The sequence below is a fragment of the Micromonospora sp. C31 genome (genome assembly GCF_018070575.1).
Taxonomy (GTDB): Bacteria; Actinomycetota; Actinomycetes; order Mycobacteriales; family Micromonosporaceae; genus Micromonospora.
The window spans coordinates 1-15,229 of record NZ_JAGPXN010000007.1 but is presented as its reverse complement, the minus strand read 5'-3'; the positions used below and the strand labels follow the sequence as shown (position 1 = coordinate 15,229).

Annotated in this window: 11 protein-coding genes; 8 read left to right on the top strand and 3 right to left on the bottom strand. The window is 72.7% G+C overall.

The annotated features are described in order from the left end of the window. Positions 1–416 precede the first annotated feature (416 nt). From KBX06_RS11405 to KBX06_RS11390, 4 genes are all read left to right on the top strand, one after another. Positions 417–1,061 (top strand): hypothetical protein, encoded by a 645-nt coding sequence (locus KBX06_RS11405; protein WP_210834450.1) that lies wholly within the window; start codon positions 417–419, stop codon positions 1,059–1,061. Positions 1,062–1,253: 192 nt separating this feature from the next. Beyond that, positions 1,254–3,038 (top strand): hypothetical protein, encoded by a 1,785-nt coding sequence (locus KBX06_RS11400; RefSeq protein WP_247685707.1) that lies wholly within the window; start codon positions 1,254–1,256, stop codon positions 3,036–3,038. A 45-nt stretch (positions 3,039–3,083) separates the two neighbouring features. Then, complete coding sequence (locus KBX06_RS11395; RefSeq protein WP_210834449.1) at positions 3,084–4,163, top strand: glycosyltransferase family 2 protein; 1,080 nt, start codon at positions 3,084–3,086, stop codon at positions 4,161–4,163. 131 nt (positions 4,164–4,294) lie between these two features. Beyond that, positions 4,295–4,654, top strand: a complete 360-nt coding sequence (locus KBX06_RS11390) for a YciI family protein (RefSeq protein WP_210834448.1) — start codon at positions 4,295–4,297, stop codon at positions 4,652–4,654. A 27-nt stretch (positions 4,655–4,681) separates the two neighbouring features. Here KBX06_RS11390 and KBX06_RS11385 read toward each other — a convergent pair whose 3' ends face one another. Then, entirely contained in the window at positions 4,682–5,116 is a 435-nt protein-coding gene (locus KBX06_RS11385; protein ID WP_247685706.1) for a cytidine deaminase, read from the bottom strand. Positions 5,117–5,290: 174 nt separating this feature from the next. On the opposite strand from KBX06_RS11385, the gene hrpA reads away from it, so the two are divergent. Then, entirely contained in the window at positions 5,291–9,319 is a 4,029-nt protein-coding gene (hrpA, locus tag KBX06_RS11380) for an ATP-dependent RNA helicase HrpA (RefSeq protein ID WP_210834447.1), read from the top strand. On the opposite strand, the gene KBX06_RS11375 is transcribed toward hrpA, so the two are convergent. Both KBX06_RS11375 and KBX06_RS11370 read right to left on the bottom strand, forming a co-directional pair. After that, positions 9,286–10,626: an NAD(P)/FAD-dependent oxidoreductase gene (locus KBX06_RS11375; protein WP_210834446.1), complete on the bottom strand. Its 1,341-nt coding sequence runs from the start codon at positions 10,624–10,626 to the stop codon at positions 9,286–9,288. The two genes, hrpA and KBX06_RS11375, sit on opposite strands and share 34 nt — an antisense overlap. A 143-nt stretch (positions 10,627–10,769) precedes the next feature. Further along, complete coding sequence (locus tag KBX06_RS11370; protein ID WP_210834445.1) at positions 10,770–11,699, bottom strand: LysR family transcriptional regulator; 930 nt, start codon at positions 11,697–11,699, stop codon at positions 10,770–10,772. A 35-nt stretch (positions 11,700–11,734) separates the two neighbouring features. On the opposite strand from KBX06_RS11370, the gene KBX06_RS11365 reads away from it, so the two are divergent. Genes KBX06_RS11365 through KBX06_RS11355 form a run of 3 tightly spaced genes read left to right on the top strand, consistent with a single transcriptional unit; the run spans position 11,735 to position 15,166 of the window. Continuing rightward, entirely contained in the window at positions 11,735–12,466 is a 732-nt protein-coding gene (locus KBX06_RS11365) for a succinate dehydrogenase cytochrome b subunit (RefSeq protein WP_210834444.1), read from the top strand. Between the two features lies 1 nt (position 12,467). Further along, positions 12,468–14,405: a fumarate reductase/succinate dehydrogenase flavoprotein subunit gene (locus KBX06_RS11360; RefSeq protein WP_210834443.1), complete on the top strand. Its 1,938-nt coding sequence runs from the start codon at positions 12,468–12,470 to the stop codon at positions 14,403–14,405. Continuing rightward, positions 14,402–15,166: a succinate dehydrogenase/fumarate reductase iron-sulfur subunit gene (locus tag KBX06_RS11355; RefSeq protein WP_210834442.1), complete on the top strand. Its 765-nt coding sequence runs from the start codon at positions 14,402–14,404 to the stop codon at positions 15,164–15,166. The genes KBX06_RS11360 and KBX06_RS11355 overlap by 4 nt, the downstream gene beginning before the upstream one ends. The last annotated feature ends 63 nt before the right edge of the window (positions 15,167–15,229 follow it).

Here is a 15,229-nt window from a genome sequence, read left to right as displayed (position 1 = left end):
CAACTCCGATCTAGTTCATTTCATGGGTTCCGTTTCCGCAGCTCGCGGCCTCGGCCGGTGATTCTGCGGCACAGACCGGGTCTTGCCGCAAGCCCCCGGGTGCGATATATGTTGAGAAGGGAAAGGGGCGGACGCTCCCTTTCCCTTCTTTCTGTCCGAGGCGGAAAACCCTTTCGGGAATGGGTGCCGCACACGACGGCGCGGCGGCCAGGCGGACACTGCCCGGCCCGCGAACGTGCGGGGGCGCCTCGGCGGGGCCGCCGGCATGGTGTGGATCTTCCGCGACGCAGGGGTGACTCTCCATCGTGCCCGCCCTCGCCAGGACGCCCGAGGAACCCTCCGCAAAGCCTGGGAGATGTCACACCCGTCGATTAGAATGTGTGTACTAATCGAGGTCCTGACCTGGGAGGACGCCCGTGACCACGCCCGCCTCCGCCCCACCCACCCCCTACGCCACCCTGCTCGGTTTCACCCGCTACGTCGACCGCACCGGCCCGACGAAGGCCACCTTCGTCGGGGGCCTGCGCAAGCAGCGGGCCAGCCGCTCCGGCTTCAACCCGCACGGCCAGTTCGTCAAGGCACTCAAGGCCGACATCGCCTTCCACACCGGCGGCACCCACCTCGACCAGGTGGCCGACGCGGTCAAGCCGCGCTGGCGTCCGCTCTACCAGGCCCTCGTCCCCGGCGCGACGACCTGGCTGCGTTCCCTCGGCGAGCCGAGGTCCGTCGACCTCGCCCAGACCCGCGACGCGCTCGCGATGCTCGGCGACCTCCCCGTCAAGGTCAACCCCCAGTTCGGCGTACGCCACGCCGACGGCCGCGTCGAGGCCGTCCGACTGCACTTCGACGAGGCACCGCCCAGCGAGGAGGCGACGCTCGCCACCCTGCACCTGATGGCCCGGCACATGGACGCGGTGCTCCCGCACGCCGAGCCGGTCCTGGTCGACGTGCGCCGGGGCGAGGCCCACCGGATGCCCGCCGACGCCCGCCCCGAGCAGATCGAGCGCTGGCTGGCCGGCGAGGCGGCAGCCTTCCGGGCCATCTGGGCCACCGCCGCCTGACCCTCTCCCACCAACCGACCCGCCGCCCGGCCCGGCCCGTCATCGGCCGGGCCGGGCGGCCCAGCGCCGCACGCGATCCCCCGTCGCTCCGCTGCGGCGCGCGCCGGACCACGGGTCTACGGGCCCCGCGCGTAGCCCACATGCCGGGCGGCGGATCGACACGACGAGCCACATCGTGAATCATCTATCTTCATGACCACCGGGTCCACGAACGCCCCACCACCCGCCGAGATCGCCGACGGCGACCGGGTGCCCGCCGCCGGAGCGCCCGGCCGGCGGGAGCGATGGCGATGGCTGCGGCACGAATGGACGCTGGCGGTGCTCGGCGGGCTGCTGCTGGCGGTGGTGCTGACCTGGCCGACGATGCGACATCCGGCGAGCACGATCCCCGGCGACATCGGCGACCCCACCTTGCAGGCGTGGCAGATGGCCTGGGCCGGGCACGCCCTGCTCACCAACCCGGCCGGGCTCTGGCACTCCAACACGTTCTTCCCCGAGACCCACACGTACGCATACAGCGACACCCTGCTCGGATACGCCCCGCTCGGGATGCTCGGCTCGGGCTTCGAGGCCGCCCTGGTCCGCTACAACGTGACGTACGTGCTGGTGCACGCGCTGGCCTTCGTCGGGGCGTACGCGCTGGCCCGGCAACTCGGGGCCGGCCGGCTGGGCGGGGCGGTCGCCGGCGTCGCGTGGGCGTACGCGCCGTGGCGGCTGGCACACGCCGGTCACCTGAACATCCTCTCCAGCGGCGGGATCGCACTGTGCCTGGCGATGCTGGCGCGCGGCCACGGCTGGTCGTTGCGGCACGGCTACCGACCGGAGCGCCGGCGACCGGGCTGGGCCCTGGCGGGTTGGCTCGTCGCCGCGTGGCAGGTCAGCCTGGGCTTCGGCATCGGGCTGCCCCTGGTCTACTTCCTGCTGGCCGCGGTGCTGGTCGGGGCCGGCGGCTACGGCTGGTCGTGGTGGCGACGCGGGAGAAGGCCCGCGTTCGGCCGGCGGCTGCTGGTCGCCGACCTGGCCGGTGGGGCCGCCTTCGGGGCGGTGACACTGCTGCTGGGTCTGGTCTACCTGCGGGTCGTCGACCTCAATCCGCAGGCCGAGCGGTCGCTGGCCTGGACGGAGATGTTCTCGCCGCCGCTGATCGGCCTCGTCACCGCCCCGGCGGACTCCTGGTGGTGGGGCGAGCGGCATGCGGCGGCCCGCGAACAGCTGTCCTGGCCGCCGGAGATGGCTCTGCTGCCCGGAATGGTGCTGCTGGCGTTGGCGGCGGCGGGACTGTTCGTCTCGGTCTATCCGGCCCGACGCCGGGTCGCGGTGGCACTCGGCGTGCTCATCACGGTGCTGCTGGGCCTGGGGGTCACCCTCGGCGGCGACGGCGACCCGGGCTACCTGACGCTGTCGAAGCACCTGCCGGGCTGGGACGCGCTGCGGACCCCGGGCCGGATGATGCACTGGACCAGCCTGCTGCTGGCGATCCTGGCAGCGGGCACGGTGACGGTGTTCGCCGAGGCGGTGCGACGGTGGTCGTCGCGGGGCCGGGCGAGGCTCCTGGCGCCGGTGCTGCTGCTGGTGCCGCTGGCCCTGGTGGGGCTGGAGGGGGTCAACCGGACGGCCCATCCGGTGGTGCCCACGCCACCGGCGGCCATGCGTGCGGCGACGGAGCCGATGCTGGTGCTGCCCGCCGGCGGCGCGCTCGATCTGATCTTCATGTCGTGGACGACGGACGGGTTCCCGAGGGTCACCAACGGCCTCGCCGGGTTCGAGCCGGTCACCCAGGCGCAGACCCGCGCCGCGACGGCCGCCTTCCCCGACGCGGGCAGCGTGGCGTACCTGCGGGGCATCGGGGTGCGCTCCGTGGTGGCCCTGCCGGGCTGGGCCGCCGGCACCCCGTGGGAAGGCATCGCCGACCGGCCCTACGACGGGCTGGGCGTCACCCGGGAGGAGATCGATGGTGTGCTGGTCTACCGCCTCTGACCGGGCCGGCGCGGGGCGGGCGCCCTCGGGCACCGGCCGGGCGGGGTGACGGGCGTGCGCCTGTCGGTGGTGGTGCCCTGCTTCAACGAGGAGGCCTCGGTGGAGCGGCTGCACGCGGCGGTGAACGCCGCGGTCGCGGAACTGACCGACGTCGAGATCGAGGTGGTGTACGTCGACGACGGCAGCTCCGACGGCACCCTCGTGGCGCTGCGCCGGCTCGCCGCCGACGACCCCTGCGTGCGGTACACGTCGCTGAGCCGCAACTTCGGCAAGGAGGCGGCGATGCTGGCCGGGCTGGAGCGGGCCACCGGCGACGCGGTGGTGATCATGGACGCCGACCTCCAGCACCCGCCGTGGCTGCTGCCCGACATGATGGCGCTGTACCGGCAGGGCTTCGACCAGGTGATCGCCCGCCGGGACCGGCGTGGTGACCGGTTCGTCCGGATGCTCGCCTCGCGCTCCTTCTACCGGCTGGTCAACTGGTGGATCGACGTACGGCTGCTGGACGGGGCGGGCGACTTCCGGCTGCTGTCCCGGCTGGCCGTGGACGCGGTGCTGGCGATGCCCGAGTACAACCGCTTCTCGAAGGGGCTGTTCTCCTGGATCGGGTTCCGCACGGTGGTGGTCGCGCACGGCAACCAGACCCGGCAGGCGGGCCGGAGCCGGTGGACGTTCGGCAAGCTGTTCAACTACGCGTTCGACGGGCTGCTGTCGTTCAACAACCGACCGCTGCGCCTGGCGATCTACGGCGGCCTGTTCCTCACCCTGATCGCGGTGGTCTACATGGCCTGGGTGGTCGCGGACGCCGTCAGTAAGGGCATCGACGTGCCCGGCTACACCACGATCATCGTCAGCGTGATCGGTCTCGGTGGCATCCAGATGACCATCCTGGGCGTGATCGGGGAGTACATCGGCCGGATCTACTACGAGACCAAGCGTCGGCCGCACTACCTGGTCCAGGAGACCGAGGACCTGGTCACGGAGAGCGGGGAAGCGCCCCGGGTGCCGGACCAGCCGGCGGTGCGGGTCCCCCGGGTCGGGCCGGCCCGCGAGGACCTCCCCCGGTACCGCTCGCTGCGGCGCGCCGCCAGCGACTCCGTGACGGGTGACGCGCGGCAGCCGTGAGGTCGCCCCACCCCACCGTGGCGGGACGCCCGGCCCGCCCGACCCGCCGTTGTCGATCCGAGCGGCGCCGACCAGGGCATCCGGCGAGGATCCGGGCGGGCGGCGGCCCTGGCCGCCCTAGTGTGTGGGGCATGCGATTCGACCAGCACACCGTGGTGCTCCTCCTCCGGCCGTCGGACGCGCCGGAGCTGCCGCTCGACGCGGTCGACCGGTTGCAGGACGCCCACCTGGCGCACCAGGCGGGGCTGGTGGAGCAGGGGCTCGTCCTGGCTGCGGGACCCTTCGTCGACGCCGACGACGAGCAGACGCGCGGATTCGTCGTGCTCTCCGTCTCCCCGCAGGAGGCCCGCGAGCTCTACCACAACGACCCGGCCGTACGGGCCGGGCGACTGAGCGTCCAGGTGATGAGCTGGATGGTGCCGGAGGGCATCGTGCGGTTCGAGAGCGTGCCGATGCCCCGGTCGATCCTGGAGGCCGCCGCCGGCGACTGACGGCGGCCACCGGGGTCGGTCGGGGCGTCAGTCGGCCGGTCGCGGCGCGGGAACCGGGCCGGTCGGCCCGTCGAGCTGCTGGTCGGCCCAGACGTACGTCTCCGGCAGCAGTTCGGCGACGTGCACCACGCGCAGCGCGTCCATCGGCCCGACGATGACCCGGACGGTGGGGAAGTAGTCGCGCAGCACCTGCCGGCAGCGCCCGCAGGGCGGGATCACCCCGCGCCCCCGGTCGCCCACCGCGACGATCGTCTCCAGCTCGGTGACGCCCTGGGTGGCGGCGGCACCGACCGCGACCACCTCGGCGCAGGGACCGCCGGTGAAGTGGTAGACGTTGACCCCGGTGAAGACCCGGCCGTCGGTGGTCCGCGCGGCGGCGGCGACCGTGTGGTTCTCGCTGCGGCAGCGCAGCTTGGCGACCGCCGTGGCGGCCTGCACCAGGGCCCGGTCGGTGTCCCGCATCGTCATCCCATCCCCCGTGGCCAAGGTCGGTCGGCGCCCCACTCTAGTCCGGCGGACCGATCCCGCGCGCTCCCCGCCCGGCCGCCGTCGACGGGCGTGGGCGGGACGGGTGGGGGCGGTGCGGCGGTAACCCGGGAGCGGTCCGGCCGGCGGCTGCCTATCCTTGGCGACGACATGCAGAATCCAGCCGCACCCGCCGCGACCGACCCCGTCCGCGAGCTGCACCGCCGCCTGAGTCCCCTGATGTTCCGCGACCAGCGTCGCCTGCAACGACGCCTGGACGGGGTGCGCAGGCTGCGCGACCCGCAGCGCCGGGAGTCGGCGCTCGGCGAGATCGCCGCCGACGTGGCGCGGGCCGAGGCGGTGCTCGATAACCGCCGCGCCGCCGTGCCGGTGATCACGTATCCGGCCCAGTTGCCGGTCAGCGAACGCAAGGACGACATCGCCGCCGCCATCCGCGACCACCAGGTGGTGATCGTGGCCGGCGAGACCGGCTCCGGCAAGACCACCCAGCTGCCGAAGATCTGCCTGGAGCTGGGGCGCGGGATCACGGGCCTGATCGGGCACACCCAGCCGCGCCGGCTCGCCGCGCGTACGGTGGCGGACCGCATCGCCGAGGAGCTCGGCACCGAGCTGGGCGACGTGGTCGGCTACAAGGTGCGCTTCGCCGACCAGGTCAGCGACCGCAGCCTGGTCAAGCTGATGACCGACGGCATCCTGCTCGCCGAGTTGCAGACCGACCGGATGCTGCGCCAGTACGACACGCTGATCATCGACGAGGCGCACGAGCGCAGCCTCAACATCGACTTCATCCTCGGCTACCTGCGCCAGCTCCTCCCCCGCCGCCCCGACCTCAAGGTGGTCATCACCTCGGCGACCATCGAGACGGCGCGCTTCGCCCGGCACTTCGCGGGGCCGCCCACCGCCGACGAGCCCGACGGCGTACCGGCGCCCGTGGTCGAGGTCTCCGGGCGCACGTACCCGGTCGAGGTGCGCTACCGGCCGCTGGTCGCCCTCGCCGAGGGCGACGACGACGGCGAGGACGAGGAGAACGTCCGCGACCAGGTCCAGGCCATCGGCGACGCCGTCGGGGAACTGGCCGCCGAGGGCCCCGGCGACGTCCTGGTCTTCCTCAGCGGCGAGCGGGAGATCCGCGACACCGCGGACGCGCTGGGCAAGCTGGTGGAGAAGAAGCCGGCGCTGCGCGGCACCGAGATCCTGCCGCTGTACGCCCGGCTCTCCACCGCCGAGCAGCACCGCGTCTTCGCCCCGCACGCCGGACGCCGGGTGGTGCTGGCGACCAACGTCGCGGAGACCTCGCTCACCGTCCCCGGCATCAAGTACGTGGTGGACCCGGGCACGGCCCGCATCTCCCGCTACAGCAGCCGGCTCAAGGTGCAGCGGCTGCCGATCGAGCCGGTCTCGCAGGCGTCGGCCAACCAGCGCAAGGGGCGCTGCGGGCGTACCTCGGACGGCATCTGCATCCGCCTCTACGACGAGCAGGACTTCCTCTCCCGCCCGGAGTTCACCGACCCGGAGATCCTGCGTACCAACCTCGCCTCGGTCATCCTCCAGATGACCGCCATCGGGCTGGGCGACATCGCCGCGTTCCCGTTCATCGACCCGCCGGACCGACGCAACGTCGCCGACGGCGTCAACCTGCTGCACGAGCTCGGCGCGCTCGACCCGACCGAGGCCGACCCGGCGAAGCGGCTCACCCCACTGGGCCGGCGGCTGGCCCAGCTCCCCGTCGACCCGCGGCTGGCCCGGATGGTCGTCGAGGGCGAACGCAACGGCTGCGCCACCGAGGTGATGGTGATCGCCGCCGCGCTGTCGATCCAGGACCCGCGCGAGCGGCCCGCCGAGAAGCAGGCCCAGGCCGACCAGGCCCACGCCCGGTTCACCGACCGCGAGTCGGACTTCGTGTCGCTGCTCAACCTGTGGCGGCACCTGCGCGAGCAGCAGCGCGAGCTGTCGTCCAGCGCGTTCCGGCGGATGTGCAAGGCCGAATACCTCAACTACCTGCGGGTACGCGAGTGGCAGGACATCGTCAGCCAGCTGCGCCAGGTCCTGCGTACGCCCGAGGAAGGGCGACCGACGCGCGACGCGGGCGGCGGGCGCCGGGGCGGCGCGGACCTGCCGGAGGAGATCGACACCCCTAAGGTGCACCAGTCGCTGCTGCCCGGCCTGCTGTCGCACGTCGGGCTCAAGGACGCGCAGAAGCACGAGTACCTGGGCGCCCGGGGCGCGAAGTTCGCGCTCTTCCCGGGCTCGGCGCTGTTCAGGAAGCCGCCGCGCTGGGTGATGGCCGCCGAGCTGGTGGAGACCTCCCGGCTCTGGGGCCGGGTCGCCGGCCGGGTCGAGCCCGAGTGGGTCGAGCCGCTGGCGACGCATTTGGTCAAGCGCAGCTACAGCGAGCCGCACTGGGAGAAGAAGCAGGCGGCCGTGATGGCCTACGAGAAGGTGACCCTCTACGGCATTCCGCTGGTCACCTCACGCAAGGTCAACTTCGGCCGGATCGACCCGGCGCTGTCCCGCGAGCTGTTCATCCGACACGCCCTCGTCGAGGGCGACTGGCAGACCCACCACCGGTTCTGGGCCGACAACCAGCGGCTGCTGACGGAGATCGAGGAGCTGGAGCACCGGGCCCGGCGCCGCGACATCCTCGTCGACGACCAGACCGTCTTCGACTTCTACGACGCGCGCGTCCCGGCCGACGTGGTCTCCGGACGGCACTTCGACGCCTGGTGGAAGAAGACCCGCCGGGAGCAGCCCGACCTGCTCACCTTCACCCGGGAGCTGCTGGTCAACACCGGCCGGGTCGGCGTGGACGAGGCCGACTACCCCGACGAGTGGTCCGCCGACGGGGTGACCCTGCCGCTGACCTACCGCTTCGAGCCGGGCACCCCGACCGACGGCGTGACCGTCGACATCCCCCTGCCCCTGCTCAACCAGGTGCCGGCGGAGAGCTTCGACTGGCAGGTGCCCGGGCTGCGCGAGGAACTCGTGATCGCGCTGATCCGCTCGCTGCCCAAGGCGGTGCGCCGCAACTTCGTACCGGTGCCGGACTACGCGCGCGCGGCGCTGGCCGCGATGCCGGCCGGCGAGGAGCCGCTGCTGGACGCGCTGACCCGGCAGCTGCGCCGGATGACCGGCGTCACCGTGCCCCGCGACGCCTGGGACACCGAGCGGCTCCCCGCGCACCTGCGGGTCAGCTTCCGGGTGCTCGACGAGGAGAACAAGCCGGTCGCCGAGGGCAAGGACCTGCCGGCCCTGCAACGCCGGCTCAAGGCGGAGGTACGCCAGGTCGTGGCCGCCGCCGCACCGGACGTCGCCCGGACGGGCCTCCGCACCTGGAGCATCGACGATCTTCCTCGCACCATCGAGCAGGTGCGCGCCGGGTACGCGGTGACCGCGTACCCGGCTCTGGTCGACGAGGGCGACACCGTCGGGGTGCGGGTCTTCGACTCGCCGGCGGAGCAGGAGGCCGCGCACTGGGCCGGCACGAGGCGGCTGCTGCGGCTGACCGTGCCGTCACCGGCGAAGTTCCTCCAGGGGCGGTTGAGCAACGAGGCGAAGCTGGCGCTGAGCCGCAACCCGCACGGCGGCGTGCAGGAGCTGATCTCCGACGCGGCCGGGGCGGCAATCGACAAGCTGATCGGCGACGCCGGCGGACCGGCCTGGAACGCCGAGGGCTTCGCCGCCCTGCGGGAGAAGGTCCGGGCCGACCTGGTCGACACCGTGGTCGAGATCATGGACCGCGTCCGTCGGGTGCTCGCCGCCGCGTACGCGGTCGAGCAGCGCCTCGGCGCCACGCGGAACCTGGCGGTGGTGGCCGCGCTGGCCGACGTCCGGGCCCAGCTGGGCGGCCTGGTACACAAGGGGTTCGTCACCGAGACCGGCTACGCGCGCCTGCCCGACCTGCTGCGCTACCTCACCGCGATCGAGCGGCGGCTGGACCGGCTGCCGGGCAACCCGCAGCGCGACAAGCAGCAGCAGGACCGGGTCGCGGTGGTGCAGAAGGAGTACCAGGAGATGCTCGCCGCGCTGCCGCCGGGCCGCCGGCAGTCGGCGGCCGTCCGGCAGATCCGCTGGTCGGTCGAGGAGCTGCGGGTGAACGTCTTCGCCCAGGCGCTGGGCACCCCGTACCCGGTGTCGGAGCAGCGGATCTACCGCGCGATGGACGAGGCCGAGGGCCGGTAGGGCGACCCGCGCAGCACCCGCAGCAGCACCGGCGGGGAGAGCAGCCGCGTCGGCGGGTCGACGAGGTTCACCACCCGCAGGAACGCCGCGCCCAGCGCCGGGTCCCGGGTCGCCGCCGCGTGCAGCCGGCCCACGTACGCGTTGACCAGACGTACCCGCGGCGAGCGCCGGCCGGGCACCTCGGGGAAGCGCAGGTCCGTGCCGACCGCGATGGACCACGGCCCGTCGATCAGCCGGGCCGCGCCCCGGAAGAACCGCCGGGCGAGCCGGTCGGACGACCCCCGCAGCAGTCGGCGCAGCAGCAGGGCCTCCAGCGCGGCCACCGTCATGCCCTGCCCGTAGACCGGGTTGAAGCTGCACACCGCGTCGGCCACCACCAGGTAGCCGGCCGGAAAGCGGCGCAGCCGCTCGTAGCGCCGCCGTACGCTGGCCGGGAACCTCATCGTCGCCGGCGGGCCCTCCGGTCGCGCCGTACGCAGCAGGTCGGCGATCTGCGGGGCGGCGAGGGTCTCGGCGAAGGCGGTCATGCCCTCGTCGTCGGCCGGCGGCTCCTCGCCCAGCATCCCGCTGAGCGCCACCGCGAACCGGCCCTGCTCCTGCACGGTGACGATGCCGGCCCGGGGCTGGCCGGGCACGGCGTTGGTGAGCGCGCCGAGCAGCCCTTCCAGGTGGTGCGGCTCCCGCCGGTAGGTGCGGGTGAGGTAGGTGACGCCGACCTTCACCCGTTCCTCCGGCGCCGGCCGGTAGCCCAGCTCGGCCAGCCACACCGGGCTGCGGGTGCCCCGGCCGGCGGCGTCGACGACGAGGTCGGCCGCGACGGTGGTCGGCTCCCCGTCGCGGGGACGCAGCCGTACGCCGGTGACCCGCCCCCGGTCGGCGGTGGTGGTCAGGCCCGCCACCTCGCAGCCCGACACGATCCGCACCCCGGGCAGGGCGGCCACGCGCGCCCGGACGACCTGTTCGAGCAGCGGCCGGCTGACCCCGAGGGCGACCAGCGGGGACGGGGCACGCCGCATCCGGTGGCCGTTGTTGTACCAGTGGACCTGCTCGTGCAGGTCGACCGTGGGCACGCCGTGGGCGGCGAGTTCCGCCGAGATCCCGGGCAGCAGTTCCTCGAACGCCTGCCGGCCTCGGGTCAGCAGGACGTGCAACTGCCGCCCCTGGGGTACGCCCCGGCGGCTGTCCGCCCGCTCGGGCAGCAGGTCGCGGTCCACGAGGGTGACCCGCTCGTACGCCTCGGTGAGTGCGCGGGCGGTCAGCAGGCCGCCCATGCTGGCGCCGATCACCACGGCGCTGCCCGTTGCCATGCGGGCAGCGTAGGCAGGCAGGCGGGGGGCGGGCGCCTTCCGTCGTGCGCACCTGGCGGCATCAGCCGGCACGGCCGGGCCGCCTGGGACCGGCACGGCCCGGGGCCGTGGGACCCGTGCGGCCGGGCGCGCGGGCGGCGGCGTCAGAGGGGCTCGACGCCCGGCGGCAGGTCCCCGTCGTTGGTGGCGTCGCGGACGTAGTCGAGCAGTATCCGGCGCAGCTCCCGGCCGGCGTGGGTGGGCACCACGTCGCGGCGCCGGGCGACCGCGATGGTGCGCCGCACGCCGGGTGGGGCCAGCCTCGTGACGCGTACGCCCGGGCGGCGGGCCACCACGATGCCGGGGACCAGCGCGACGCCCAGCCCGGCCTCGACGAAGCTCAGCACCGCGTCCATCTCGCCGCCGTCGACGGCGATGGTCGGCTCGAAGCCGGCCTCCCGGCAGGCCTGGAGGGTGGCGTCGCGCAGGTCGTAGCCCTCCCGGAACATCACCATCGGCTGCTCGCGCAGGTCGGTGATGCGCAGCTGCCCGGTCTCCGGCGTCACCGACAGTTCCTCGACGGAGGCGACCACCAGGCTCTCCCGCAGGATGGGGTCGGCGCGCAGCCCGGGGTCGGTGCCCTGGGCCGGCATGATGATCAGTGCCAGGTCGAGGTCGCCGCGGAGCAGGTCGCGGACCAGGTCCTGCGATCCGCTCTCCTCCACCCGCAGGTCGATGGTGGGGTGGGCGTCGCGGAACCGGCGCAGCACCGGCGGGGCGAGCGAGGTGGCGAGGCTGGGGGTGGCGCCGAGCCGGACCCGGCCCCGGCGCAGGCCGACCAGCTCCTGGACCTCGCGGGTCGCGGTGTCGACGTCGGCGAGGATCCGCTTGGCCAGCGGCAGCAGCACCTCGCCGGCCGCGGTGAGCGTGATGTTGCCCCTTACCCGTTCGAACAGCGGGGCGCCGAGGCCGTCCTCCAGGGCGTGAATTTGCTTACTCAAGGATGGCTGGGTGATGCCGACGATGTCGGCCGCCTGGGTGAAATGTCGTACTTCCGCCACCGCGACGAAGTACTTCAGCTGATGGAGCTGCATCTACATAGCCTATAGCTATCAAGACTACGAGGTCGATGCATTGGACGACTGAATCAACTGCTCCTAGCGTCGATCGCGTGGTAGTCACAAGAACTCGGTCGCCCATCCGTTCCAGCGTCGGCCTGAAGGCCGTCATGGCGGTGACGGGCATCGTCCTGGTGTCGTTCCTGATCGCGCACATGCTCGGCAACCTGAAGATCTTCACGGGGGCGACCTCGTTCGACCACTACGCGCACTGGCTGCGCGAGCTCGGCACCCCGCTGCTGCCGGGCGTGTGGTTCCTGTGGATCCTGCGGATCGGCCTGCTGGTGTCGGTGCTCGGCCACATCTGGGCCGCGACCGTCCTCGCCCTACGCGCCCGCGCCGCCCGCCCGGTGCAGTACGCGCACCGCAAGAAGGTGCAGGGCAGCTACGCGGCCCGCACCATGCGCTGGGGCGGCGTGATCATCCTGCTCTTCGTGGTCTACCACATCCTGGACCTCACCACCGGCACGCTGAACCCGGTCGGCGACCCCGGCCGGCCGTACGCCAACGTGGTGGCCGACTTCGCCCCGGAGCGCTGGTACGTGACGCTCTTCTACACCCTGGCGGTGGTCACCCTCGGCTTCCACCTGCGGCACGGCCTGTTCAGCGCGCTGCGCAGCCTCGGCCAGCAGAGCCCGCGCGGCGAGCGGCGGGCCCGGGCCGTGGCCCTCGGCTTCTCCGTCGCGCTCTGCGTCGGCTACCTGGTGGTCCCGTTCGCCGTACTCACCGGATTGGTGTCCTGACATGGATCTCTACACCGAGGGCGACCCGATCGCCGACACCAAGGCTCCCGACGGCCCGATCGAGACCCGCTGGGAACGCCGCCGCTTCGAGGCCAAGCTGGTCAACCCGGCCAACCGCCGCAAGATGACCGTGATCGTGGTCGGCACCGGCCTGGCCGGCGGCTCGGCCGCCGCCACGCTGGGCGAGCAGGGCTACCGGGTCAAGACCTACTGCTACCAGGACAGCCCGCGCCGGGCGCACTCCATCGCCGCGCAGGGCGGCATCAACGCCGCCAAGAACTACCGCAACGACGGCGACTCGGTGCACCGCCTCTTCTACGACACCGTCAAGGGCGGCGACTTCCGCTCCCGCGAGTCGAACGTGCACCGGCTGGCCGAGGTCTCGGTCAACATCATCGACCAGTGCGTCGCGCAGGGCGTCCCGTTCGCCCGCGAGTACGGCGGCCTGCTGGACACCCGCTCCTTCGGCGGCGCGCAGGTGCAGCGCACCTTCTACGCCCGGGGCCAGACGGGCCAGCAGTTGCTGCTCGGCGCGTACCAGGCGCTGGAGCGGCAGATCGGCCTCGGCAACGTGGAGATGAACACCCGGCACGAGATGCTGGAGCTCATCGTCGTCGACGGCAGGGCCCGCGGAATCGTGGTCCGGGACATGGTCACCGGCGAGATCGCCTGCGAGTTCGCGGACGCGGTCGTGCTCGCCTCCGGCGGCTACGGCAACGTCTTCTACCTCTCCACCAACGCCAAGGGCTGCAACGTCACGGCCACCTGGCGGGCCCACCGCAAGGGCGCGCACTTCGCCAACCCCTGCTACACGCAGATCCACCCGACCTGCATCCCGGTCTCCGGCGACCACCAGTCGAAGCTGACCCTGATGAGCGAGTCGCTGCGCAACGACGGCCGGGTCTGGGTGCCCAAGGCCAAGGGCGACACCCGCAGCCCGCGGGACATCCCCGAGGACGAGCGGGACTACTACCTGGAGCGGATCTACCCCTCCTTCGGCAACCTGGTCCCCCGCGACATCGCCTCCCGCGCCGCGAAGAACGTCTGCGACGAGGGGCGCGGCGTCGGCCAGACGGGGCTCGGCGTCTACCTGGACTTCGCCGACGCGATCAGCCGGCTCGGCCGCAAGGCCATCGGGGCCAAGTACGGCAACCTCTTCGAGATGTACGAGCGGATCACCGGCGAGGACCCGTACGAGGTGCCGATGCGGATCTATCCCGCCGTGCACTACACGATGGGCGGCCTCTGGGTCGACTACGACCTCCAGTCGACGATCCCGGGCCTCTTCGTGATCGGCGAGGCGAACTTCTCCGACCACGGCGCGAACCGGCTCGGCGCCTCGGCGCTGATGCAGGGCCTGGCCGACGGCTACTTCGTGCTGCCGAACACCGTCGCGCACTACCTGGCGTCCGGCCCGCTGGAGAAGGTCGACGCCACGCACCCGGCGGCCGTGCGGGCCCGCGCCGACGTCGAGGACCGGATCCAGCGGCTGCTGGCCGTCGACGGCGACCGGACCGTGGACTCGTTCCACCGCGAGCTGGGCCAGATCATGTGGGAGCACTGCGGCATGGAGCGCAGCGAGGCCGGGCTGCGCAAGGCGATCGACGAGATCCGCGCCCTGCGCGAGCAGTTCTGGCAGCGGGTCCGGGTGCCGGGCAGCGGCGAGGGACTCAACCAGTCGTTGGAGAAGGCCGGCCGGGTGGCCGACTTCTTCGAACTGGCGGAGCTGATGTGCGTCGACGCCCTGCACCGCGAGGAGTCCTGCGGCGGTCACTTCCGGGCCGAGCACCAGACGCCCGACGGTGAGGCGGAGCGCGACGACGACCGCTTCGCGTACGTGGCGGCCTGGGAGTTCACCGCGTCCGGCGAGCCCCCGGTGCTGCACAAGGAAGACCTGAACTTCGAATACGTCCACCCCACGCAGCGGAGCTACAAGTGAACCTGACCCTGCGCATCTGGCGCCAGTCCGGCCCCGAGGACAAGGGTCGGATGGTGACCTACAAGGTCGACGACGTCTCTCCGGACATGTCGTTCCTGGAAATGCTCGACGTCCTCAACGAACGGCTGATCCTCGCCGGCGAGGAGCCGGTGGCGTTCGACCACGACTGCCGCGAGGGCATCTGCGGCATGTGCGGCCTGATGATCAACGGGGACGCGCACGGGCCGCAGCGCGGCACCACCGCCTGCCAGCTGCACATGCGGCAGTTCTCCGACGGTGAGACGATCGACATCGAGCCGTGGCGGGCCCGGGCCTTCCCGGTCATCAAGGACCTGGTGGTCAACCGGGACGCCTTCGACAAGATCATCGCTGCCGGCGGCTACATCACCGCGCCGACCGGCAGCGCGCCCGAGGCGCACTCGACCCCGGTCGCCAAGGCCAACGCGGACGCGGCCTTCGAGGCGGCGGAGTGCATCGGCTGCGGCGCCTGCGTGGCGGCCTGCCCGAACGGCTCCGGCATGCTCTTCACCGCCGCGAAGGTCACCCAGCTCTCGCTGCTGCCGCAGGGCCAGCCGGAGCGCTACACCCGGGTGGTCGGCATGGTCGACGCGCACGACGAGGCCGGCTTCGGCGGCTGCACCAACGCCGGCGAGTGCACCGTCGTCTGCCCGAAGGGCATCCCGCTGAACACGATCGGTCGGCTCAACCGGGACTTCCTGATGGCCACCTCGAAGCGGAGCGACAACATCGCCGGAACCTGACGGCGCCCACGGATCCTGACGACCGGACCGGACGGGCGGGCCGCCGTACCCCTGCGGGTGCGG